Raw genomic sequence first — 22,022 nt, 5'->3', positions numbered from 1 at the left:
GCCATTTCTCATTGGCCATATACATTCTCAGTTCTCTGGGTGGGGCGGTTGGGGGGAAGCGGGCCGCGTCGGGCCATCTGCCCATCGCTGGCGTGCGAAGCGTACGATCTCGTCCTGCAGGTCGCGGTCTTCCGGCGCCGCGCCGCCGAAGCCGCCGTGAGGCATTGCTTCGAAGACATGGAGTTCGGCCGCCACACCGGCCTGGCGCAGGGCGCGGTGCATTCGTACCGTGTTGGAGAGAAACAGGTCGCGAGTGCCCGACTGCAGGAAGGTCGGCGGAAAGCCTGACAGATCGCCGAACAGCGGAGAGACATAGGGATGCGTGAGGTCAGCGCCATTCGCGTAGAGGAGGTTGTTGGACATCAGCGAGCCGGGCAGGACCACATCGACAAGACGGTTGGTTTCGAAGCTGTCCCCTGATTCGGTGAGATCGACCTGGGGCGACAAGAGGACAAGCCCGGCGGGCATGGGGAGGCCCTCATCGCGCGCCCGAAGCAGCATTGCGGCCGCGATATTCCCGCCCGCCGAACGACCGCCGACGATGATATCTTGCGGAGCGTGGCGCTCGGCGACGTAGCGATAGGCCGAAAGACCGTCATCCAATGCAGAAGGATAGGGATGCAGAGGCGGCATCCTGTAATCGACGCTGTAGCACCGAACCCCATGCAAATCGGCATGGATGCGGGCACCAGCGCGGCATGCCTCGCCGCCACCGAACACCAGCGCGCCGCCATGGAAATCGATGTAGGCGAGCCCCGGGCTCCACTCCTCGATCGGGGTGGCGACATGGAAGGTCGCCTCCCCCACAGCAATCGTCTCGACGGTCGCGCGCGGCTGCCGTGTCATAGCCTTGACCGCCGCGGCATATTGCGCGTCCGCCATCGCCTTCATGCGTAGCCAGCCTTCGTGATCGTGCGGTTCAGGCATGACATAGGCAGCATTGAGCACGCTGCCATCGTCGCCCACCAACCGCTCGATCGCTGCGCGTGCTTCGGCGCTTATCGAAGCGGGAAAGGGGATGGTGCGCGCCGGTATCGTCACACCTGGTTTCTGGTCTTCCATCGTCGCTAAGGCCCTTCCCTGTTTGCCATGTTCTCACCATTGCTTCCGGCCCTTGTCGGTCGCGCGGTCGGGGAAAGCTCCCGTTCCCCGCCGAAGGCATCCCAGGCGAGGGCGACAAGGCAGCCGAGGGTGAAGAACTCGAGGAGGAACTGGCTCCAGCTCAGGACGCCCTCGACAACAGAGCTGCCGGTGAAGCTGCTGTAGAGAAGCGTGTTGCCGACGACGCCTTTAATGAGCGCGACAAGAAACCCCGCCGCCAGCAAACGGAGCAACCGCGATTGGGGGAGATGGCTCCAAACCAGCAGGGTCAGCAGAAAAGCTCCCGCAACGGCTTCCGCAAAAGACAGATAGGCGGCAAACGTGACGTGAAAGGGATATGGAAAAGCATAGAGGTCGGGGCGCGAAAGCCAGGCGAATTGCCCCAGGAATGGGTCGATCACATAAGCTAGGAGTTTGCGCGCGGCGGCACTGACGGCGGCGACCGCCAAAGCAGCACCCAAAAGCCCGAAAGGACCCCGCACCCACCGGACCGCCAAGGTGCAAGCAAGCGCGACGATCACTACCCGGATCAGCGGCTTGATCAGTCCAATCGCCGAATAAGCCCAGCCCCCGGTCACCACCCCGCTCATGATCGCGACGCGAAGCGTTTCTTGGATGGCGGCCATGACCAGACAGGCGATGAGTGTCCGGAAAATGAAGCCGCGATGACCAAGGGAGGGATTCGCAAGTCGGAGGAAGATAAGCAGGCCGCCCGCGATGAAGGCTTCATTGAGCCACCTCGCCCAAAGCGGGGGCTGCGGCAGCGGAAAAGGAGCCCCCGCCGCCAGCATCCCGACATGAACGCTCATCGCCGCGAAGCCGGCCGCGGCGAGACCCGCCAGCAGAAGTCCGGGCTTGCGAGCATTTGTCCAGGCGGCAGAAGTTGGAGAGACATTCTCTTTCATCGATCGAAAAGCTCGCCGAGCGGCCGTCCGGGTCGCGTGTTGATCAGGGGCGAGCCTTCGAGCAGACGTTGGATCGGACAGTGGGCCGCGGCGTCGATAAGGCGCGCGCGTTGCTCTTCATCGAGAGCGGGTCCGCGGAGGAACACGACCTTGTCGAAGACATCGACCGGCTCGGCCGCGCCAGCGACCAGCCTGCGTGTGTGATCGACCACCACTTCCACATGTTCGAGCGGCAAGTCGTGTCGCCGCGCATACCAGCGCACGGTCATGGCAGTGCATTCGGCAAGTGCGGCAACCAGCAGGTCGAACGGGTTTGGGCCGAGGCCACCGCCGCCCGCAGCGGCAGGCTCGTCGCCGAGAATTTCCTGAGCCCCCATCTCGATGCGCACCGCGAACGGACTTTGGCCGGTTTCCGAGACGGTTACCCGGGTACGAAGTGCTGCCATCGGGCCTTCCTTCCATCTGTTACCCACCTGACGACCGCGAAGTGCCCGGCCCGGACAAGGGGCTGCAATTCCGTCCGGGAGCTCACTTGCGCGTGATACACAGCTGACGCGCGGGGTAGTCGAAGCTGATCACGCCTCCGTTCCAGAGCGGCACCCCCAAAGTGCCGTCGATCGTTCCGTTTTCGAAGGCGGGAACCTCGGACGTCATGCTGATCTCCAGCGGTCCGAAGCTTGTCCCGCCAGCCCGGACCTCCGGCACGGAAACCACCGCACCCTGCACCCGGCCGCCGACGCCGTGCCCGATCTCCTTCGCCCTGCCTTGGAGCGCCAGCGCCTTCCCGGCATCGCTGCGAACAAAGGGTCCCCCGAGCACCAGCGCGCTGTGCCTGGTTCCAAGATCGACGAGAACCTTCAGGCGCACGGGCGGCTGGTCGCTGGCTGGCTCGACCTCGATTTCGACGACGGGAACATTGTGTACGAGCTCCAGCGCGATCGGCGCTGCACATTCCATTGCGGTCCCGGGCGAGCCGAAGCTGATGACTTTCCGCGCATAATCGACACTCACCGTGCGGTTCTGGAAAGCGGGCGCGCCGAGCAGGACATCGACCGGAAACTGTGCCGAGCTCGTCAAATGGCCGAGATCGATCGCATAGCCTTCAACCCCTTCGAAGGTCAGGGGGCCGGCCGTCAAACGGCCCAGCGTAACCGGCAAAAGTTGCCTGACCTCGCTCCCGGCTCCCGCTGCATCGCCAGCCGGGGCGCCCTCATCGAGACCGAGCTCGCGGCTTGCCTTTCGGTCGATGAGTATCGCCCCCGCGCCGCTATCGAGGACGCCGCTGCGTTTCTGTCCGTTCACTTCCACTTCGATGCGAACAAGATTGTCCGTCAGTTCGAATGGCAGTGCTTGGGAGCCCGAGTCTGCGCGCTCGGCGGTTGCCTCCAGGGACGCGGCCGATGCCTGCGTCCGGGCGGAGCCATCACCCGGCAGATAGATCGACGACACCAAGACAGCTCCGGTCAGCGTCAGCGGTCTGAAAACGCTCATTGAACGGGTTCCATTTTCATTACTTGCCGGTCGGTGCCTCGGAGCGTGACCAAGCAGGCGGCACGAGGAAGGTCCGGCGGGCTATTCTAGCCTGGTTCACGACATGGCCGGGGCGGGCGGAGCCGGCTCGTCGGGCAGCGGGATGAACTCCGCGTCGTCGGCATCCGGCAGCTTCATCAGCCCCGCCTTCCAGTCGGACGCCGCCTGCGCAAGACGATCCTTGGAAGATGACACGAAGTTCCAATAGATGAAGCGCTCGCCAACCGGCTCGCCGCCGAGAACCATCACGGTGGACCGTGCAGCAGCCCGGACGCGCGACGCGGCGGCGTCGAGCACGAGCATTTTTCCGGCACCGTAGGTCGTGCCGTCCATCTCCACTTCACCTTCCGCCACATAGAGCGCGCGCTCCTTGTGACCGCCAGGAATCTCGGCGATCGCCCCCGGCTCCATTTCGAGATGCGCGTAGAATAAGGGCGAATGCGTCTGGGCTCCGGCCGTCAGGCCGTAGGCGCTGCCTGCGATGAGATGACCTGCCACGCCAGCCTCGGCCCATTGCGGCAGATCGGCTCCGGCGTGATGCGAGAAGGACGGCGCGATCTCCTCCTGCCCGTCGGGCAGCGCGACCCATGCCTGGATGCCATGGACGCGATCGCCATGTTCGCGTGCATATTCGAGCCGTTCGCTGTGCGTGATGCCCCGGCCCGCGGTCATCCAGTTGACCTCCTGCGGCCGTATCGCCTGCTCGAAGCCGAGACTGTCGCGGTGCATGATCTGGCCCGAGAAGAGATAGCTCACCGTTGACAGACCGATGTGCGGATGCGGGCGGACGTCCATGCTCCGATCGATGCCTGGCGGCAGGTCGAGCGGTCCCATATGGTCGAAGAATATGAACGGCCCGATCATGTGTCTTTTCGCGAAGGGCAGCACGCGGCCGACTTCGAAGCCCGAGCCGAGGTCGCGGCGCCGCTGTTCGATGACCATCTCAATCATGTAAATTCTCCTGGTTGTCGGCGCCGTCGACGACGTCGGAATAGTCCGGGTGACGCTTGAAGTAGGCGGTCATGAACGGGCAGAGCAGGATTGCCTTGCGGCCACTTTCGCGCAGCGCGTCGAAGACCCCGCGCGCCAGTCTGGAACCGATTCCCTGTCCCGAGAAGCGTTCCGGGACAATCGTGTGCGTGAGGACGATCCGTTCGCCCTTCACGCGGTAATAGGCGGCCGCGATCTCGTGACTGCCGTCGATTTCCAGTTCGAAACGCCCCTCGGCGGGATTGTCTTCAACCTCGCTCATCGTCCATCACGCCTCGAAGAAAGCCAGAAGGTCGGCATTGATGAGATCGGGATGCGTGGCGAACAGGCCATGCGAAAGCCCGGGATATGTCTTGAGCGCGCCATTCGACAGCAGCTTGATCGCCTCGCGGGCCGATGCATCGACCGGAACCACCTGGTCGTCTTCGCCGTGCATCAGAAGCACGGGCTGCGACACGGCCTGGAGATCGTCGGTGAAATCGGTCTCGGAGAAGGCCGTGATACAGTCATAATGCGCCTTCGCGCCGCCCATCATGCCTTGCCGCCACCAATTGCGGATCAGCCCTTCGCTGACCGCGGCACCGCCGCGGTTGAAACCATAAAAGGGACCGGTGGGGATATCGAGGAAGAATTGCGCGCGGTTTCGGGCGAGCGCCTCGCGAAAACCGTCGAATACCGACATCGGCAGTCCTCCCGGATAGCGATCCGTCGCCAGCATGATCGGGGTGACCGCACCGATCAGCACAGCCTTGGCGACGCGGCCGGGCTCGCTGCGGGCGACATAGCGGATCACTTCGCCGCCGCCCGTCGAGTGACCGACATGGATCACATTCTTCAGGTCGAGCGTGCGCACGAGAGCGGCGACATCGGCGGCATAGGTGTCCATGTCATTCCCCGTATCGGTCTGGTCGGAACGGCCGTGACCGCGCCGATCATGCGCCACGACGCGGTAACCCTTGGAGAGGAAGAAGAGCATCTGGTTGTCCCAGTCGTCGGCGCTCAGCGGCCAGCCGTGGTGGAACATGATGGGCTGCGCGTCCTTCGGCCCCCAATCCTTGTAGTAAAGGCTAACGTCGTCGGCGGTGGTGATGGTCGACATGGGAAATTTCCTTTGCGGGGACGTGGAATTTGGGGGGAGTGGAATTCTGCCGGTTAAGACTGCACCGGCCCGCAGGGGCGGCCGGTGCTGCTCGGGCTTTTCGGCCGATGCACGAAGCGTACTGACTTCAAAGCCCGACAGAAGTTGATCGGCTCAAAGCACGCGCGCTGCTTCCGCCGCCTTCTCCGGATTGAACCCGTCGAAACTTTCGAAGACGTCCATGAAGCCCGGAACGGTGGCCTCGCGCGCCCAGTCGCGCTGCAGTTCGCAATACATCTGCACCCGGCTTATGAGCTTTGCGCCCGCCTGTTCCATCCGGCGCAGCGCCGCGCCATGCGCGGCCAGCGAGGTGCCGCCGACCGCATCGACCGGCACATAAACTTCATATCCTTCCTGGATGGCATCGAGCGCCGGAAACGTCAGGCATGCCTCGGTCCAGAGCGCCGTCATGATGAGCTTGCGGCGGCCGAGCGATTTGACCGCTTCCTTGAACTCGGAATCCTCCCAGCTGTTGATCGAGGTGCGGTCATAGGTGGGCAGATGGCCGATGACGTCCTGCAGCTCCTGGATCGGCGGCTTGTTGCGCCCGGTCGCCACATTGACGGTCGAGTGTACGATCGGGAGACCATAGTTGACCGCCGCCTTGGCGACGCTGGTGATATTGAAGACCAGTTCCTCGCGTCCGATCGAGCGGATGGAGGAGACCTGGATCGGCTGATAGTCGATGATGATGAGCGCGGAATTTTCCGGCGACAGCAACTGGTCGGTGTAGGGATTGCGGATCGGTTCACTCGTCATGGATTTGTCCTCCTTGCCATGGAAATCAGGATGCGTGGAAAAAGTTGAGCGGCCCGAAACACCTGCTCTTCGATATGGTGGGCGCCCTATTCACTTGCCGGAAAGGGCGCTGCGCACGATCGGAGCGGCTTCTGTCCCGAGAAGTTCGATCGATCGCTGCATCGCCGTCGTTTCGAGCGACGCGGTGCTCATCTGAAAGGTGATTCGCGAAACGCCCCCCAACACATCGCTTGCGTGGAGCATCTTGGCGGCGACAGTTGAGGGCGCGCCGACCAAAAATGCGCCATCGGGGCCGGCCATCTCGTCAAACTGCGCCCGCGACGGCGGTGCCCAGCCGCGCTCGCGTCCAACCTTGGTGGTCAGATGCGCCCATCCCGGAAAGAAGGAGTTTCTCGCTTCTTCATCGGTCTCGCCGACGAAACCCATCGCGTGTACGCCGACTTTGAGCGTATCGGGATCGTGCCCCGCCCGCGTCCCGGCTGCGCGATACAGATCAACGAGAGGCCGAAATCGCTCGAAACTGCCGCCGATGATCGCGATCATCAACGGAAGGCCGAGCGTGCCGGCGCGGACAAAGGATTCGGGCGTGCCCCCGACGCCCACCCACAGGGGCAATCGCGCCTGATGCGGACGCGGATAGACGCCCTCGCCGCGTAACGCCGGACGAAAACGGCCTTCCCATTCGACGTTGGTTATCTCACCGAGCTTCAGGAACAGGTCGAGCTTCTCCGCGAACAGGTCGTCATAGGCCCGAGTATCCAGACCGAACAGAGGGAACGCCTCGCCAAAGGAACCACGGCCGACGACGATTTCGGCACGGCCCCTGGCGATCAGGTCGAGGGTTGCGAACTCCTGGAAGACGCGCACCGGATCGGCAGCGCTCAGAACGGTCACCGCGCTCGTCAGCCGAATCCGGCTGGTGCGAGCAGCAGCCGCTGCCAGGATGATCGCGGGCGCCGAATCGAGGAACTCGGCCCGGTGATGCTCGCCAATTCCGAACACATCGAGCCCGACGCGATCGGCCGTCTCGATTTCCCGGAGGAGGTCGCCCATCCGGTCGGCAGCCGACGGCAGGTTTCCGCTGACCGGATCGGGGAGGATGGCGGCGAAACTGTCGACACCGATTTCCATGATAGCTCCTTGCTAATTTTAAAGGTTGGATCGGCGGCCGCCTCCGCCAGCAGCGGGCTGCGCGGAAAAATTCAGACCCCTGCCGCTTCGGCCTGCACTTGACGCAAACGCTCTTCGGGGTCGAACATGGGTCTGCCGCCGAGCGCGGCCGTCACCGGCACTTCGTCCTGGAGAACATCCCAATGCTCGGCGAGCTTGCCGCCTTCGATCCGGAAGAGATCGACGACGACTTGCGGCGTCTCCGCCCAGCCACGAATGCGGCCGTGAATTGCGACGAAGTCAGCTTCGGCGACGATCAGCCCGGGCTCGTACCAGACGTCGGGGGACAGCCCCGCAACGATCGATTGCAGGGCATCGCGGCCTTGAGGGATGTTCGGATTGTGCTGGACGTAATCGGGCGCGTAAAGCCGCTCGACCGCGGCGGCATCGCGGCGCTGGAATAGAGCGGTCATCGCCTCGACGACCAGTGCCTTGTTATGGTGAGGGCGCGCATCGACGGCGGCATTCGCCGCGCGGATGACCGTCATGGGGCCGGTCATCCGTATGAATTCGCCGCCGGGCAAGGTCGCGAAGGAGTGGACGAGACCGCGATCATAATCCTGCAGGTTCGTGACCGTGGCGCCGCTTGCCTCCTGCCAGCTTACGGCGAAGAGGCTGTTGCCGAGCGGTATGACCTCGATATCGACGGTTTCGGTTCGGGCATATGGCCCTTCGCTGATTGCGAACACGAGCTGGGTCGTCGACTCAAGCCGCAGGTGGACCTGGAATGCCGGATAGGTGACATCCATTTCCTGACCCACGGGAAAATGATCGATCGACATGCTCATATTCTCGTTCCTGATTCACATCGCGATGAGGGGGTGAAGCTTCGCCGCCGCCCGAGGGAAGAGGAGCGAAGCGCCTGCGAGACGGTCACGGCCTGCAAGCCGCGAGGCCGCGAGCGCTCTTGACCATCCGGAGCAGCGCCGCCTCTCGCGCCCACACGGTGAACGAGGATGACGGGGTTACTTGTCCAAGCCGCGTTGCCGCGGGCGATGACGCAGAACCCCGTCATCCGCCCGTGTCAGCCCGCCACCGGCGTGTTGAGAAGCTGCTGTTCCCAGAAATAGGCGATTCCGCTGCCGGCAGAGTGCGGACCGATCGCCTTGTTGATCTTTTCAGCCGTTTCGGTACGGGCCCAGTCACGCTGCCACTCGGCAGCCACCGCCACCCAGGTCATCACATTGGCGCCGGCGGCGATCATGCGCTGAATGCCGACCTGGTGCGCTTCGAGCGAGGTACCGCCCGATGCGTCGGTGACGACGGTGACATCCCACCCCTCACCGAGAGCCTGGATCGCAGGCATCGCGACGCAGATTTCGGTCCAAAGACCGGCGATGATCAGCTGCTTGCGACCGGTTGCCTTCACCGCGTCCACGACAGCCTTATCTTCCCAGGTGTTGATGAAGGTGCGGTCGATCACTTCCTGGTCGGGGAACACTTCGGTGATCGAGGGGAACAGGAGGCCGCCTCGCGCAGCGATAACGCTGGTCAGGATGGTGGGAACATCGAATGCCTTGGCGGCTTTGGCCAGCCCTGTCACGGCGTTCACCACCATGTGCGGATCGTGACTGTTAAGGTTAGCGAGTTGGTAGGGCTGGTGATCGATCAGGACGAGGACGGAATCCTCAGGGCGAAGAAGCGAGTCGAGGCCATTGCGAAAGGTCATGATAATCCTCTGCTGATGAAGGGGGGTGGGTTATTTGAGGCGACCGGCCGCTGGGCGGCGTCTCGCGAGCGAGAAGTGCCATCTCAGCCCGCGTTGCGGTAGCGTCGCTTCGTGGAGAGCTGTGTCGCACAATCGGCAACACCGAATGAATCTGAAGATTTCCATCCATTCGTGGAGATTTTCGATACCGGGGGCATACGGCCCTGCCGCGCGGCGCGACAGCGTCCCGGAGGGCTATGAGAGCAAAAGGAGCAGACGCCCCGCCGCGCGCCTAGCAATTTCGCGCGTCTGCTTGGCCGATATGTTCGCGACGAGAAGCTGATTTCGCTCGATGAGGCCGTCCATCGGCTCACCACCTTGCCCGCCGCCAACCTCGGCATCAAAGACCGGGGGGCGCTGAAGCCCGGCTATCATGCGGATGTCGTCGTCTTCGATCCCGCCACCATTGGCGATCGCGCAACCTTCGAGAAACCGCATCAATATTCGGTCGGGATGCGGGACGTATTCGTCAACGGCGTCGCGGTCCTGAAAAATGGCGAACATAGTGGTGGCGCCCGCCCAGGTCGCTTCGTGCAGGGTCAAGGACGGGGCCGATGCCCCTGACCTCCTTCATCACCGCCCGGCGGCGGCACTGAAATGTAAGCTGGAGATTCTTCCCCGGGTTAACCAGACACTCCCACACGCGCAGCGCGATTCCGAGAAGAAAGCCGACAAATTCAACGGAGTGGGTCGGAATTGCTTTGGCCTTTTGCGGTATCATCATCACATTTTCCACGCGTGCACCCGTAATTGATAATGCCTGGATCGGCGATGCGCTGGGACTGCTTGCCGGTGCCGCCTGGAGAATGACCACTGCGGTCGTGCCCACGACCCGTCTCACTTTTGCACCCGCGACGGTCACGCTGTTTTACCAGCTCGCCGGAGCGGGCGTGCTGGCAACAATGGCTGCCTTCGCATTCGGTCGGAGTTGCCATTCTCGGTGATGTGCTGACGGATAATTTCCTCGTGGGCGCGATCGCCATGATAGGAGGCGTGTTCCTGGTATCGGGGGGCCGATTGGATCGCGCGCAGAAAGGACGTTGATCGGCACGCCGATGCGTACAGTGCCAAGCTCGATGCTCGCCCGCCCCCCCCCAAAGGAAATGTTGACCCTCTAGGCGCGCAGCGTAAGTCGGAATTGCCTTGAGGCTCGCGAGACACTCGCCTCGGCGCGAACACTCAGGGGGCCGCTGACTGCCTCTCCACACCGCCCCTTGACTGGTGTGGAATTTTAAGTTCCCTGTGTCCGCTTATTCTCGTGTCACGGTCAGTTTTCTGACGCGCGCGGAACCCATCAAGGAGGAACCGATGTCCGAGCGCGTGCTCCCGTTACGAGGAATAGCGGTATTCGACGCCGCCGCACGCGCATCGAGTTTCCAGGCCGCCGCGGAAGAGTTGAACCTCACGCCTTCTGCCGTCAGCCATCAGATCCGGCTGCTCGAGAATATTTTGGGCGTTCGCCTGTTCAATCGTGTCGGTCGCGGTGTCGTATTGAGCCCAGACGGCGCCGAATATGCTCGATCTGTGCGCCAAAGCCTCCGGCGCATGCGGTCGGCGACACGCGAGATCAGATCACGCGGAAAATCCGGAAAGGCGCTTAATGTCGTCAGGATAGAGATGCCGCCCTCCTTCGCTCACTGCTGGCTGATGCCGCGCCTTGCCGATCTCAGCGCTCGTTATCCGGACATCGATATCCGGGTAAACGCGCAAGGCAATTATCTGCCCGGCGCCCAATCACCTTTCCCCATGCTGGCTGACGCTCCAGCCGACGTGCATATCGTATATGGCGCGCGGCACACCTGGGAGGATCGCGCCTCGCTGCTTCTTCCCGAAGTATTCCAGCCTTATTGTACACCGTCATTTTTGAACGATCACGATTTCGCTCGCCCCGAAGCCCTGCTGCAGACGAAGCTGATCAGCACTGTGCTAAACGTCGTATCGTGGGACGACTGGTTCAATATCCAGGGCGTCGACATGGAACGTGTTGAAGGCGTCGGAGCGATTCAGATTGATCCATCGCATCTGGCGATAAGGGCCGCCCTCGATGGCGTCGGCGTTATTCTGGAAAGCAGCGCGCTCGTCGCGCGCGAACTGAACGACGGAACGCTTGTGCCACCTTTCCCTGCTCTGAGCCGGCCGGGGGCTGGATACTGGATCTATACCCCATCGGCAAACGGCCTGCGCCCTTGCGTCGAGGCAGTCCGGCAATGGTTCGAAGCCATGGCCGAGGAGAATTACCTGAACGCGTAGCTACCGGGCCGATCGGCGGCAAGGGAACATCGCGCAGGTCGAACGCGTGACCTCACCAAAGCAGGTGAGAACGACCGCCTTCACGGTTTCTAACAGCGAATTTTCCCTGAACGTGAACTCGATAGTGCCCAGAATGCGCATCCCGGCATGAGTGGTCACACGGCCACGACGGGCAGGCCAGTGAGCCGCCGTGCCTCCATGCCCTCGTGTGCGGCCGCGATCCTGTCGAACGTATAGCGGGCCACCGAGAGATCACTGAATAGGCCGGCCCGGATCGCGTCCCAAAGCTGCGCCGTGGCTACTGGAACGGTTTCGCCTCGAACGTATTGCGGCGTGCCGCCGCTTCGTATCTCGACGCCGCGGGCGCGGAGCCGATCGATAGCGGGAGGCGCCTGTCCTGAAGCGGCGCCGATCGAGGCAATCACGCCGCCATCCCGCACAGCAGCCACCGCCAGCGGAAAGGTCGCGCGTCCAACAAAGTCGTAGACCACGTCCACACCGGCGAGTGCGAGCGCACGGATTCTGTCGGAAAGCGCGGGATCGTCGGCGACAAAGGCATGGTCGGCACCGGCCGCGACCGACGCCAGTTTGCCGGCCGATCCTGCCACACCGATCACCGTTGCTCCAAGCGATCGCGCCCAGCGTGACAGGATCGACCCGACGCTGCCCGATGCCCCGAGCACGAGCGCCACCTCGCCCGCCTTCAAGGGGTGCAGGGCGTACAATCCCATCCAGGCCGTCAGTCCCTTCGCAAGGAAGGTCGCCGCCACTTCGTCGGAAATGTCGTCCGGCAGGCGGACGAGCGCCTCGGCGGGGACGAGCGAGGCGGTGGCGTATGCTCCCTCGACGAAGAAATAGGCGACACGGTCTCCCGGTGCAAAGCCGATCACCCCCGGGCCAGCGGCGTCGACCAAACCCGCCGCTTCGAAGCCCGGCGTGGCGGGAAGCCGCATCGGGTAGAGGCCCTTGCGGACCATGACATCGACATAGTTGATACCGATCGCGGTTTGCACCAACCGTACCTGCCCGGCACCGGGCGATCCGACCTCCGCCTCCACCACTCTCAGGACGGCAGGCGTGCCGGTCGTCCGCATCTCGATTTTCCTGTCCATGCTCTGCTCCTCCGGGTTTGACCGCGTCATGCGAGGGCCACCGGCCGCATCGTGCCGGCGTGCGGGAACCTGCCGTGGCGATAAGCGGCGTAATATCCCGCCAGCTCGTCGCGGGAGCCGGCAATGAACGGCCCCTGCGCCACGACCTCAATGTTCTGGGGCTGACCGGCGTACAGCAGTATCCGGGCGCCTTTCGTGCCCGCTCGTAGCGCGAGCGCGCTGGAACCGTCGCCGGCGGGACCGGTCCAGCCGACCATGTTCTCCGACAGCGGTTCGCCACCGGCACCGGCCGTCGCCTCACCATCGATTACCACCGTGAAGGCGTTATAGGCGGCGGGCAGTTCCGGCGCGAAGCTAGCACCCGGCTCAAGCCGGATGTCCGCCAGCGTGACGGGCACCGCATTCTTCGTCGGCGCAGCCGCCTCACCCAACCGGCCGCTGTAGACCGTCGCCTCGACCCCCGGTTCGACATGGACCGGCATCGCCGCGCGCTGCAGGATCTGCACCCTCGGCGGCATGTTGCGCTGTTCCTCAGGCAGGACCAGCCACAGCTGGAACAATCGCATATCGGTCGATACCATCGCATCTTCCGAATGCACGATGCCGCTGCCCGCCGTCATCCATTCGACGTCGCCTTCCGCCAGCCGGCCGCCGGTGTCCTCCATTGTGCCGTTGAGCATGAAGGTTACGGTTTCCAGTCCGGCATGGGGATGCGCCTCGCCAAAGCGCCCTTCTAGGGTGATGTGGTCGTCTGCCATCAGGAAGAACGGGTCGGTGGCGTGGAAATTTCCCGGAGCCACCACCAGCGCCGCCTTGTGATGCTCGCCATCGAAGCCAGGTCCGAGCGGCGGCATGACGGTGACGCGATCGATCGATCTGTGAAGCATGTTCCATTCCTTCGGCTGAGGCCCGACTACATCGGGTCGATTTGTGCCGCATCATTTCGAAATAACCTCGGCACAATCAAGACGAGGATCGAAGAACTCAGCGTTGCTGGACGCGCAACCCGAACAGGGAAGAAGTTTCGCCATCGATGCTCTACTCAGGAGCGATACCGAAACACTTGGCTGGCGCAGCAGGAGCAAAGCCATGACGTCGCTGCGTGCGTTCTTCGATGACGAAGCCCATGACTTTCCGGCGCACGAGCGCCCAGCGGCCGTCGGTTCGCCCGCGTCCCCATCGCACAAGGCGGGGACCCGATTGGCCCATATGGCGGTGGGCGTACTGGTCGGAACGACGGCAGGTCTCGGCGGGGCCCTGGTGAGCGCCGATCTGATGCAGGTGCGACAGGTGCTGGGCTTGAGCTCGATCCAGGCGGCATGGCTGTCGACCAGCTATATCGCCGCCGCCATCCCGGCGAACCTGCGGCTGATCAAGGTCCGGCAGCAATATGGCCTGCGGCGCTTCGCACTGGTGTCTCTCGGCCTCTACGCCGCCGCGGCGCTCGCGCAGGCTTGCGTGACAGACATCGCGGCGATGGTGCTCCTGCGTGCGATTGCCGGCTTCGTTTCCGTGACGTTGGTCCCGCTGTGTCTGTTCCACACGATGCAGGGGTTTCCGACACAGTGGCGCCTTCGCGGACTGGTCCTGGGGATCGGCATAACGCAATGCGCCGTGCCACTGGCGCGGCTCCTGTCTCCCTCGCTGCTAGGCGTCGACGGGTGGCGTTCGCTGTTCCTGCTCGAAGCCGGCCTGGCGCTGCTGTCTCTCGCAGCAGTCGGCGTGCTGCGCCTTCCACCCGCCGAGCGAGCGCGCGTGCTCGAGCCGCTGGATCTCTTGACCTTCGTCCTCCTGGGCGGCGCTCTGGCCGCGATCGCCGCTGCGCTGGGCCTGGGGCGTTTCGAAGGGTGGCTGCATACCCAATGGATCGTCGTGACGCTGCTTGCCGCTCCGCCAGCGCTGCTGGCGGCCGACGTCATCGAGCTGCGCCGCGCGACACCACTGATCGACCTGCGCTGGCTGACACACGGAGATGTCTGGCGCTTCGCCGCGGCGGTGTTCCTCATCCGGCTGGTGCTGGCCGAACAGGAGATGGCGCTGGGCGCAGTGCGCTGGCTCGGCGCACGTCCGAACGAATTTCAATCGCTAGCGGCGGTGATGCTCGCAAGCGCGGTCACGGGCGTTCTCGCCAGCACGATGTGCGTAAACCTCGAGAAGATCGCACGACCGATGATGCTGGCCATCGGCATCGTCGCGATCGCAGCATTGGTCGACAGTGCCGCGACGGAACCGCATCATCTGGCGCGCCTCTACGTGTCGCAGGCCGCGATCGCGTTCGCCGGCACCTTCTTCCTTGGGCCGGCGCTGCTGCTCGGCATCACTAGCGCCTTGCGGCATGGCAGCGGCGCACTCATCAGCTTCATCGTCCTGTTTGGGGTGGTCAATGCGTTGGGCGCGGCCGCCGGCCCGGCGCTGCTGGGCAGTTACATGGATTGGCGGCTCGCGGCGGGCAGGGCCGAGCAGGCGGCTCGCGCCGACACGATGTGGCTCGCAGCGGTGCTTGGTCTTGCCACGACCCTGTACCTGGCAGGACTCCTCTTGTTGCGCGTACGGCGGCGCCTTGCCGAGCTACGGACGGTAGAGAGAGCCGGTGCGGCAAGTAAGGAGGAAGCGTCTACCGCCGGTTCGAGATGGACACAGCCGCGTGTCGTTCCGGCGATCGGAGCGATCATGGCGGCGCTGGCGATCTGCGGCGTCGTGTTGATTTTGGCCGCATTCGGACGGGCCTGACGCGCACCTCAAACTTCGCGGTCGAACTTCTCGTAGAGAAAGTCGACGAGTGCCCGCACCCGTGCGATACCGGCGCGTGCCGGCGGCATGAAAATCTGCAGATCCCCGCCCTCATGCGGGAAGTCCGGCAGCACCGCCTCGAACTCGCCGCGTGCCAGCGGCTCTTCAACCATGAACATGGGGACGAGCACGATGCCTAGACCCGCGCGCGCCGCGGCCAGCAGCATCCGCCCGCTGTCCGTGCAGAAACGCGAGTTTATCCGCACGGGCTCCCAGCCGTCTGGTCCCTGTAGTCGCCAGCGGCCGGGATCGAGCGCATACAGGATGGTATCGTGGTCGGCCAGGTCCGCCGGCCCGGCGGGACGCCCCCGCGCATCGAGATAGGCCGGGCTTGCCACCATCGCCCATCGCACCTTGGCCAGTTTGCGGGTGATGAGGATCGAGTCCGGCACCGCGCCCGGCCAGATCGCCAGATCATAGGCCTCCGCGATCATGTCCACCTGGCGATCGGTAAACCGGACGTCGAACTCGATGCGCGGATAGCGCGCCGCGAACTCGGCAAGGATCGGTGCCAGCAGGAACTCGCCGAAAGCGGCGGGCACCTGGATGCGAAGCTGCCCGAACACCTCGCTGGTCGATTTGGTTACCACCTCACGCGCCGATTCCAGCTCGGAAAGGCCAACGGCGGCCCGCTCGTAATAATCGCGCCCGATGTCGGTCAGCGTCGTGCCGCGCGGGGTGCGGGTCAGCAATTGAGCGCCGAGCACCCCCTCCAGGCGGCTCACTCGGCGGCTGACGATCGATTTGGCGATGCCCAGGCGCGTCGCTGCATTCGCGATGCTTCCCGTCTCAACCACGCGGACGAAAGCGATGACATCGAGCAGATCAACGGGCGAGGGTTCCGGCATGTGCAACTCCAGGTTCCAGCCTTGGCGGCTATTGCAACAGGATACGAGCGGTAAACCAGACGGCGACGCAGCGGAAGACCGCATACGAACCTCATGGAGGACCCGATGAATCAGCCACCACCTGCCAGTGCCGCACAGCAACAAGCCACGATCACCCATGCCCGCGCGGCCGTGGTCGAGCAAAAGGATGGACCGTTCATTATGCAGGACATCGCTCTCGAAGCGCCGCGAGCCGACGAGGTTCTAGTTCGCATGGTCGCGACTGGCATCTGCGCCACCGATTCGCATGTCCGCCAACAACTGATGCCGTCGCCGTTGCCCGCGATTCTTGGTCACGAAGGCGCCGGCGTCGTCATGCGGACCGGCGCATCGGTCGCGCATCTAAAGCCTGGCGACCATGTCGTGCTGTCTTATCATTCCTGTGGACAATGCAAGCCGTGCCTGTCCTCACATGCCGCCTATTGCGAGAAGGTCTGGGAGGCAAATTTCGCGGGGGCGCGGCTGGACGGCAGCATCGGCGTCGAGCGACACGGCGCCGACGACCTCCACGCGCATTTCTTTGGCCAATCGTCCTTTGCGACCTATGCGCTGGCTCACCAGCGCAACACCGTCAAAGTGCCGGATGATGTCCCGCTGGAGATTCTGGGGCCGCTAGGCTGCGGTTTCCAGACGGGCGCGGGCGCGATCTTCAAGGCGATGAAGGTGCCAGTGGGCGCGAGCGTCGCGGTCTTCGGCGTCGGCGCGGTCGGCCTTGCCGCCATCATGGCGGCGAAGGTCGCGGATGCCGCAACCGTCATCGCGATCGACGTGAATGCCGAGCGGCTCGAACTCGCAAGCGAACTCGGAGCGACGCACGTCGTCAACGCCGCCGATGAGCCGGACGTCACGGCCGCGATCCGCGCGATCACGCCACGCGGGGTCGAATTCGTCCTCGATACCAGCGGGCGGGCCGCCAACCTCGACGCCGGGATCGGCGCGCTGGCGCCGATGGGGCATTTCGGCTTCGTCGCCTTCAACGCGCATTCGAGCGCGTTCGTCGACGCATCGCGCCTGACCGTCGGGCAGACGCTGCAGGGAATCATCCAGGGCGACGCAATTTCCGCGCTGATGATCCCAGAGCTGATCGGCCTCTACCGCACCGGTCGCTTCCCGTTCGACCGGCTCATCACCTTCTACGACTTCGCGGACATCAACCGGGCATTCGACGACGTAGCCGCCGGCCGCGTCATCAAGGCGGTGCTGCGCTTCGACGCCGCGCACGCCTGAACCACTCAGCAGAAAGGAAACAAAACCATGTGCAATAATCATCAAAAGGCGATCGTCGCCGACGACACGCCAGCGTTCTTCGCGATCGACAATTACGGCTTCCCCGAAGCCGGCGAGCATCCGGCCGATCCGCCGCATTACTATCCACCCTATTTCAGCAGCGAGAAATTTCGGGCCCTCGGTTACCATGTCGAGGAGCTTCGCGACGGCTTCTACTGGGTGACCAGCGGCGGGTACGACGCGGCCTTCGTCGTGACGAACGACGGCGTGATCGCGATCGACGCACCCCCGACCATCGGCGAAAACATGCTGGCGGCGATCGAGGAGGTCACCGACAAGCCTGTCACGCACGTCATCTACAGCCATTGGCATACCGACCATATCGGCGCCGCATCGGTGTTCGGCTCCGGCGTGGAGATCGTCGCGCACGCGATCACCAAGGAATTGCTCGAACGCTTTCCCGACCCCAACCGCCCGATCCCGACTCTGACGTTTGACAAGGATTACACGCTGAACGTCGGCGGCGTGACTCTGGAGTTGTCGTACAAGGGCGAGAACCACTGCCCCGGCAACATCTTCATCTATGCGCCGGCCCATAGAGTGCTGACCGTCATCGACATCATCAGCCCCGGCAGCGCCACCTTCATGCATTGCGATGCGTCGCAGAACATCATGGGCTGGTATCAGGCGCAACAGCAGTTGACGGAGTTCGACTTCGACTTCCTGGTCGCCGGTCACCACATGTCTTACGGCACACCTGAGACGGTGAAGGCCTCGATCGAGTATTTCGCCGACGTCCTCGCCGGCGCACAGGCCGCGGTCGACCGCTTCTCCCGCTCCGACGCGCTCATCGGCATCCTCGACGGTGCGGGCTGGGACAAAGTATTCGTCGGAACGGAGAACTGGATCAACTCGATGGCGAACTACGCCACGAAATATGTGCTCGAGAAGCGCAGCAGCAACGGGCAGCTGTGGTCGGAACGGCTGGCCGGGGTGACCACCCAGACGAAGTATCACGCCTACACGGTGCTGGAGTCGATCAGGCTCGAGCGCCCGCGGCCGAATTATCGCCTGCGCGGAGAGAACGCGCCGCCCTTCCTGACCTGATACCCTGCGGCCTCGCGGCAGCCGAAACTACCGCAGGCCGTCTCCTTCCAGACACGGGCCATGACGCGCATGCCACGGATCGGCACGCCCGCACCCCTTCGCAAAGGACGACGCGATGACGAACTCTCCGGCCCGAAACTGGATCAACGGCGCCTTCGCCGCGCCGGTGGCGCTCTCCCCTTCGATCAACCCGGCGACCTACGAGACGTTCGGGAGCTATGCCGACGACGGGGCTACCGCCGCGCGCGATGCGGTCAACGCCGCCGCGACGGCGTTCCGCCGGACACCATGGGCGCATGATGCCGAGTTGCGCGCCCGAGTGCTCGATCAGATGGCAGCCGCGATGGAACGCCATCGCGAGCGGCTGATCGCCATCCTCTCACTCGAGAACGGCAAGATCGGGAGCGAGGCAGCGCTCGAAGCCGACGGTTCGCCAAGCAAGCTGCGCTACTGGGCGGCAATGGCTCGTACCGAGGCTGGGCGCGCCCTGCAGCCACGGCCGGGAAGCATCTCGATCGTGCTACGCCAACCGATAGGGGTGGCGGGAGTCATCGTACCTTGGAACTCCCCGGTCATCCTCGCAGTCCGGTCGTTCGCACCGGCGCTGGCCGCCGGTTGCACAGTGGTCGTCAAGATGTCGGGTCAGGCAGCGCAGGTCGCCTCTGTGCTGTCCGAGATATTTGCCGAAGCGCCCGACCTGCCCGCAGGCGTCGTCAACATCTTCGCCGAGAGCGGCTCGGAGGGCGCTGCGCACCTCGTCGAGAGCGAGGATGTGCCAATGATCAGCTTCACCGGCAGCACGAGGACCGGCGCGGCGATCGGCGCGGTCGGAGCGCGGCGAATAAAGCGCTTCGGCCTCGAACTCGGCGGCAAGGCGCCGATGATCGTGTTCGACGACGCCGATGTCGCATCCATGATCCCGGTCCTCGAAAAGGCGCTGACGGTGTTCGCCGGTCAGTTCTGCATGACCGGATCGCGCCTTCTGGTGCAGGACAATCTCTACGAGGTCGTGCGCGACCGCCTTGCCGATCGACTGCGCAACGTCAGGGTGGGCCCGGCAGCCGACCCTGCGAGCGACATGGGACCGCTGATCGACAAGGCCAATGTCGCACGGGTCGACAAGGTCGTGACAGACGCGATCGCGGCCGGCGCTAGGGCGATCGTGCGCGGCGGCCCCGTAACCGACGGCCCACTCGCCGCGGGGGCGTTCTTCCGACCCGCGATGCTGGAGGTCGACGACAACCGGCTCGCTATCGTGCAGGAGGAAACGTTCGGACCGGTCATCACCATCCAGCGATTCAGCGACGAAGCACAGGCGGTCGCACTCGCCAACGACAGCGAATTCGGGTTGTCCGCGAGCGTCTGGACGCGCGACCTCGACCGTTCGCTGCGGGTCGCGCAGGCGCTGGAGGTCGGCAGCGTTTTCGTCAACGACTGGGCCAAGGTCTATGACAGCACGGAAGAAGGCGGGTTCAAGCTTTCGGGCCTCGGCAGGCTGAACGGCGTCGCGGCGATCGAGGACTTCGTCGAGTACAAGCATATCGCGCTGCGCCCCGGCCAAACAGCCATGACCGGACGCGACCAATGATCTCCCCCGGTCGCCGGGCAGCGACGGCGGTGCAGGTCCGGGACTATGTCAGGACCTTCCTCCTTGATCTGACCGATGATCACAGCGGGCCGGCGTCCGCAGATGGCTGTCTTCCCGCTCGAACGCGGTTGGAGGCCCGTTTGCGAGATGCAATGCTCGCGGAAGAATTGCCCGACCTTGTGGATGCCGCAGGACTCGCCTTGTGGGCGGACAATCTCAGGCTCGGTTTGTCGTCGCTCGTGAACGACGGGATGACACCAGCGGATGCGGCGGCCGTAATCGACATTGCGATCCGCTGCCTTGATCAAAGCAACTGCTCGCCCATCTATTCGCGCTACCCCGTGCGAGCCACAAAGCTGCGATCGGTCCCAACGCCTACACTGTCGTCCACCGGCGTACGCACACTGTCCCCGGTAGGGAGTACGCACGTTGACCGGCGAACCTCTTCTCGCGTGTGACACGGGAACCCACCGGGCACTCCGTCAGCAGCACCCGAACGCAGCTTGACTCGCGATCTTCTCGCTTGCTCTTGGCGTGTTCGGACTAGTGAGGGCGGAACTGCTGCCCGCGAGTATCCTGACGCCCATGGCAAACGATCAGGACGCCTCCAAGGCGGCGGTCGGGCAAGCAGCGACGACGACAGGGCTCGTCGCATCCATTTCGCGCCCGATCGTTGTGACCGGCATGGGCACGGTCGACCGCCGAGATTCCCCGCAGGGTCTTGCAACGGTGCGGCGGCCGCTTGCCCACCTTGGCTTTTGCGACGATAGGGTCGCTTGATGGACTTGCATGGCATCGACCTGAACTTACTGGTGGCATTCGACGCGTTGATCGCCGAACGAAACGTCACCCGCGCCGGCCTGCGAATTGGCCGCACCCAGCCGGCGATGAGCGCGGCGTTGGGTCGCCTGCGCGATCTGCTCCAGGACGAACTGTTCGTCCGGGGACCCAAAGGCCTCCAGCCTACGCCGCGTGCGCTCGAACTGGCGGAACCGATTTCGCACGCGTTGCGCGATATCCAGCGCACGCTGGTCTTCACGCAGGCGTTCGAACCAAGCGTTGCGTCGATGTCTTTCTCGCTCGCCTTGTCGGGCCATGCCGAAAGCGTCGTGTTGCCGCCGCTGTTGCACATCCTCGCGGCCCGCGCGCCGCTTGTCGACCTGCGCGTCCGCGATTATGCTACGCGGGACGAGGCCACGCGGATGCTCGATGCCGGCGAAGTCGATGTGGCAATCGGCCTGCCGCCCGTCGATCGCGGACGCATTCTGACCACCCCCCTGTTTCAGGAACGGTTCGTCTGCATCCTGCGGAGGGACCATCCCGCTGCGAACCGGACACCCGACCTCGAACGTTTCCTGTCGCTCCCACACATCCTCGTCTCGCCGGAGAACGAAGGGCTGGACGTGGCCGACGCGGCGCTCGCCAGCAAGGGTTTAAAGCGTCGGGTTGCGCTGACCATACAGCATATGGCGAGCGCCCCCCCACTGGTCGCCGCCTCCGACATGGTCGCTACGGTTCTTGAAAGTGTCGTACAACGGTCGGGCTGCGCGGAGCAGCTGAATGTCAGCGACTTCCCGCTGCGCCTGAACCCCGTACCCTTTGTCCTCAACTGGCACCGCCGGAACGACCAACACCCCGCCCAGCGTTGGTTTCGCACCTGCCTTTCCGGTGCTTTTCCCCGAATCTGGCAGAGGTCGGAGCAGATCTGTGCAGATCTCCGGCAGCAATATTACTAAGCCGACGCAAGCAAGATTATCATC

At 64.0% G+C, this 22,022-nt stretch carries 21 protein-coding genes; 7 read left to right on the top strand and 14 right to left on the bottom strand.

The genetic code is table 11. From position 1 onward, the window contains the following. Window positions 1–27: 27 nt before the first annotated feature. From HDC29_RS00855 to HDC29_RS00805, 11 genes are all read right to left on the bottom strand, one after another. On the bottom strand, window positions 28–1,062 hold the full coding sequence (locus tag HDC29_RS00855) for an alpha/beta hydrolase (RefSeq protein ID WP_179493581.1): 1,035 nt from the start codon (window positions 1,060–1,062) through the stop codon (window positions 28–30). Window positions 1,063–1,067: 5 nt separating this feature from the next. Then, entirely contained in the window at window positions 1,068–2,006 is a 939-nt protein-coding gene (locus tag HDC29_RS00850; RefSeq protein ID WP_179493580.1) for a hypothetical protein, read from the bottom strand. Next, complete coding sequence (locus tag HDC29_RS00845; protein WP_179493579.1) at window positions 2,003–2,452, bottom strand: OsmC family protein; 450 nt, start codon at window positions 2,450–2,452, stop codon at window positions 2,003–2,005. The genes HDC29_RS00850 and HDC29_RS00845 overlap by 4 nt, the downstream gene beginning before the upstream one ends. Window positions 2,453–2,534: 82 nt before the next feature. Continuing rightward, window positions 2,535–3,497: a retropepsin-like aspartic protease gene (locus HDC29_RS00840; RefSeq protein ID WP_179493578.1), complete on the bottom strand. Its 963-nt coding sequence runs from the start codon at window positions 3,495–3,497 to the stop codon at window positions 2,535–2,537. Between the two features lie 96 nt (window positions 3,498–3,593). Beyond that, entirely contained in the window at window positions 3,594–4,487 is an 894-nt protein-coding gene (locus tag HDC29_RS00835; protein WP_179493577.1) for a pirin family protein, read from the bottom strand. After that, the gene (locus HDC29_RS00830; RefSeq protein ID WP_179493576.1) at window positions 4,480–4,788 is read right to left on the bottom strand and encodes a GNAT family N-acetyltransferase; all 309 of its coding nucleotides are present in this window, start codon (window positions 4,786–4,788) and stop codon (window positions 4,480–4,482) included. The genes HDC29_RS00835 and HDC29_RS00830 overlap by 8 nt, the downstream gene beginning before the upstream one ends. Before the next feature lie 6 nt (window positions 4,789–4,794). After that, a complete protein-coding gene (locus HDC29_RS00825) occupies window positions 4,795–5,625 on the bottom strand; it encodes an alpha/beta fold hydrolase (RefSeq protein WP_179493575.1) in 831 nt (276 codons plus the stop codon). A 153-nt stretch (window positions 5,626–5,778) separates the two neighbouring features. Beyond that, complete coding sequence (locus tag HDC29_RS00820) at window positions 5,779–6,423, bottom strand: hydrolase (RefSeq protein ID WP_179493574.1); 645 nt, start codon at window positions 6,421–6,423, stop codon at window positions 5,779–5,781. A gap of 90 nt (window positions 6,424–6,513) precedes the next feature. After that, the gene (locus HDC29_RS00815; RefSeq protein WP_179493573.1) at window positions 6,514–7,554 is read right to left on the bottom strand and encodes an LLM class flavin-dependent oxidoreductase; all 1,041 of its coding nucleotides are present in this window, start codon (window positions 7,552–7,554) and stop codon (window positions 6,514–6,516) included. Window positions 7,555–7,625: 71 nt separating this feature from the next. Further along, window positions 7,626–8,381, bottom strand: coding sequence for a nuclear transport factor 2 family protein (locus tag HDC29_RS19105; protein ID WP_218844272.1), 756 nt, complete (start codon window positions 8,379–8,381; stop codon window positions 7,626–7,628). Between the two features lie 236 nt (window positions 8,382–8,617). Then, window positions 8,618–9,262 carry a hydrolase gene (locus HDC29_RS00805; protein ID WP_179493572.1) on the bottom strand — a complete coding sequence of 215 codons (645 nt, stop codon included), beginning with the start codon at window positions 9,260–9,262 and terminating at the stop codon, window positions 8,618–8,620. A 357-nt stretch (window positions 9,263–9,619) separates the two neighbouring features. Here HDC29_RS00805 and HDC29_RS00800 point away from each other — a divergent pair, with 357 nt between their 5' ends. Both HDC29_RS00800 and HDC29_RS00795 read left to right on the top strand, forming a co-directional pair. Beyond that, a complete protein-coding gene (locus HDC29_RS00800; protein ID WP_257017977.1) occupies window positions 9,620–9,865 on the top strand; it encodes an amidohydrolase family protein in 246 nt (81 codons plus the stop codon). A gap of 744 nt (window positions 9,866–10,609) precedes the next feature. Further along, entirely contained in the window at window positions 10,610–11,551 is a 942-nt protein-coding gene (locus tag HDC29_RS00795) for a LysR family transcriptional regulator (protein WP_179493571.1), read from the top strand. A gap of 155 nt (window positions 11,552–11,706) precedes the next feature. Here HDC29_RS00795 and HDC29_RS00790 read toward each other — a convergent pair whose 3' ends face one another. Both HDC29_RS00790 and HDC29_RS00785 read right to left on the bottom strand, forming a co-directional pair. Continuing rightward, window positions 11,707–12,663 carry a zinc-binding dehydrogenase gene (locus tag HDC29_RS00790; RefSeq protein ID WP_218844271.1) on the bottom strand — a complete coding sequence of 319 codons (957 nt, stop codon included), beginning with the start codon at window positions 12,661–12,663 and terminating at the stop codon, window positions 11,707–11,709. A 26-nt stretch (window positions 12,664–12,689) separates the two neighbouring features. Further along, window positions 12,690–13,550, bottom strand: a complete 861-nt coding sequence (locus tag HDC29_RS00785; protein ID WP_179493570.1) for a pirin family protein — start codon at window positions 13,548–13,550, stop codon at window positions 12,690–12,692. Window positions 13,551–13,752: 202 nt separating this feature from the next. Here HDC29_RS00785 and HDC29_RS00780 point away from each other — a divergent pair, with 202 nt between their 5' ends. Continuing rightward, on the top strand, window positions 13,753–15,393 hold the full coding sequence (locus tag HDC29_RS00780; RefSeq protein ID WP_179493569.1) for an MFS transporter: 1,641 nt from the start codon (window positions 13,753–13,755) through the stop codon (window positions 15,391–15,393). An 8-nt stretch (window positions 15,394–15,401) separates the two neighbouring features. Here the strand turns inward: HDC29_RS00780 and HDC29_RS00775 are convergent, their stop codons facing one another. After that, window positions 15,402–16,301, bottom strand: a complete 900-nt coding sequence (locus HDC29_RS00775) for a LysR family transcriptional regulator (RefSeq protein WP_179493568.1) — start codon at window positions 16,299–16,301, stop codon at window positions 15,402–15,404. 105 nt (window positions 16,302–16,406) lie between these two features. Between HDC29_RS00775 and HDC29_RS00770 the strand changes: the two genes are divergently transcribed. The 4 genes from HDC29_RS00770 (at window position 16,407) to HDC29_RS00755 (ending at window position 21,998) form a co-directional block, all read left to right on the top strand. Then, a complete protein-coding gene (locus HDC29_RS00770; protein WP_179493567.1) occupies window positions 16,407–17,567 on the top strand; it encodes an NAD(P)-dependent alcohol dehydrogenase in 1,161 nt (386 codons plus the stop codon). Between the two features lie 27 nt (window positions 17,568–17,594). Beyond that, the gene (locus HDC29_RS00765; RefSeq protein ID WP_179493566.1) at window positions 17,595–18,674 is read left to right on the top strand and encodes an MBL fold metallo-hydrolase; all 1,080 of its coding nucleotides are present in this window, start codon (window positions 17,595–17,597) and stop codon (window positions 18,672–18,674) included. A gap of 115 nt (window positions 18,675–18,789) precedes the next feature. After that, a complete protein-coding gene (locus HDC29_RS00760; RefSeq protein ID WP_179493565.1) occupies window positions 18,790–20,262 on the top strand; it encodes an aldehyde dehydrogenase family protein in 1,473 nt (490 codons plus the stop codon). Between the two features lie 779 nt (window positions 20,263–21,041). Further along, window positions 21,042–21,998 (top strand): LysR family transcriptional regulator, encoded by a 957-nt coding sequence (locus HDC29_RS00755; protein WP_218844270.1) that lies wholly within the window; start codon window positions 21,042–21,044, stop codon window positions 21,996–21,998. Window positions 21,999–22,022: the final 24 nt, after the last annotated feature.

It is taken from the genome of Sphingopyxis sp. JAI108 (genome assembly GCF_013410105.1).
Lineage (GTDB): Bacteria > Pseudomonadota > Alphaproteobacteria > Sphingomonadales > Sphingomonadaceae > Sphingopyxis > Sphingopyxis chilensis.
The sequence above is the reverse complement of the archived record's forward strand: the minus strand, read 5'-3'. Positions and strand labels throughout refer to the sequence as shown.

Excerpts from the sequence above, each read along its gene's own strand:
- HDC29_RS00855 (WP_179493581.1), bottom strand. The coding sequence starts at position 1,062 with ATGGAAGACCAGAAACCAGGTGTGACGATACCGGCGCGCACCATCCCC.
- HDC29_RS00850 (WP_179493580.1), bottom strand. The coding sequence starts at position 2,006 with ATGAAAGAGAATGTCTCTCCAACTTCTGCCGCCTGGACAAATGCTCGC.
- HDC29_RS00845 (WP_179493579.1), bottom strand. The coding sequence starts at position 2,452 with ATGGCAGCACTTCGTACCCGGGTAACCGTCTCGGAAACCGGCCAAAGT.
- HDC29_RS00840 (WP_179493578.1), bottom strand. The coding sequence starts at position 3,497 with ATGAGCGTTTTCAGACCGCTGACGCTGACCGGAGCTGTCTTGGTGTCG.
- HDC29_RS00835 (WP_179493577.1), bottom strand. The coding sequence starts at position 4,487 with ATGATTGAGATGGTCATCGAACAGCGGCGCCGCGACCTCGGCTCGGGC.
- HDC29_RS00830 (WP_179493576.1), bottom strand. The coding sequence starts at position 4,788 with ATGAGCGAGGTTGAAGACAATCCCGCCGAGGGGCGTTTCGAACTGGAA.
- HDC29_RS00825 (WP_179493575.1), bottom strand. The coding sequence starts at position 5,625 with ATGTCGACCATCACCACCGCCGACGACGTTAGCCTTTACTACAAGGAT.
- HDC29_RS00820 (WP_179493574.1), bottom strand. The coding sequence starts at position 6,423 with ATGACGAGTGAACCGATCCGCAATCCCTACACCGACCAGTTGCTGTCG.
- HDC29_RS00815 (WP_179493573.1), bottom strand. The coding sequence starts at position 7,554 with ATGGAAATCGGTGTCGACAGTTTCGCCGCCATCCTCCCCGATCCGGTC.
- HDC29_RS19105 (WP_218844272.1), bottom strand. The coding sequence starts at position 8,381 with ATGAGCATGTCGATCGATCATTTTCCCGTGGGTCAGGAAATGGATGTC.
- HDC29_RS00805 (WP_179493572.1), bottom strand. The coding sequence starts at position 9,262 with ATGACCTTTCGCAATGGCCTCGACTCGCTTCTTCGCCCTGAGGATTCC.
- HDC29_RS00795 (WP_179493571.1), top strand. The coding sequence starts at position 10,610 with ATGTCCGAGCGCGTGCTCCCGTTACGAGGAATAGCGGTATTCGACGCC.
- HDC29_RS00790 (WP_218844271.1), bottom strand. The coding sequence starts at position 12,663 with ATGGACAGGAAAATCGAGATGCGGACGACCGGCACGCCTGCCGTCCTG.
- HDC29_RS00785 (WP_179493570.1), bottom strand. The coding sequence starts at position 13,550 with ATGCTTCACAGATCGATCGATCGCGTCACCGTCATGCCGCCGCTCGGA.
- HDC29_RS00780 (WP_179493569.1), top strand. The coding sequence starts at position 13,753 with ATGACGTCGCTGCGTGCGTTCTTCGATGACGAAGCCCATGACTTTCCG.
- HDC29_RS00775 (WP_179493568.1), bottom strand. The coding sequence starts at position 16,301 with ATGCCGGAACCCTCGCCCGTTGATCTGCTCGATGTCATCGCTTTCGTC.
- HDC29_RS00770 (WP_179493567.1), top strand. The coding sequence starts at position 16,407 with ATGAATCAGCCACCACCTGCCAGTGCCGCACAGCAACAAGCCACGATC.
- HDC29_RS00765 (WP_179493566.1), top strand. The coding sequence starts at position 17,595 with ATGTGCAATAATCATCAAAAGGCGATCGTCGCCGACGACACGCCAGCG.
- HDC29_RS00760 (WP_179493565.1), top strand. The coding sequence starts at position 18,790 with ATGACGAACTCTCCGGCCCGAAACTGGATCAACGGCGCCTTCGCCGCG.
- HDC29_RS00755 (WP_218844270.1), top strand. The coding sequence starts at position 21,042 with ATGGACTTGCATGGCATCGACCTGAACTTACTGGTGGCATTCGACGCG.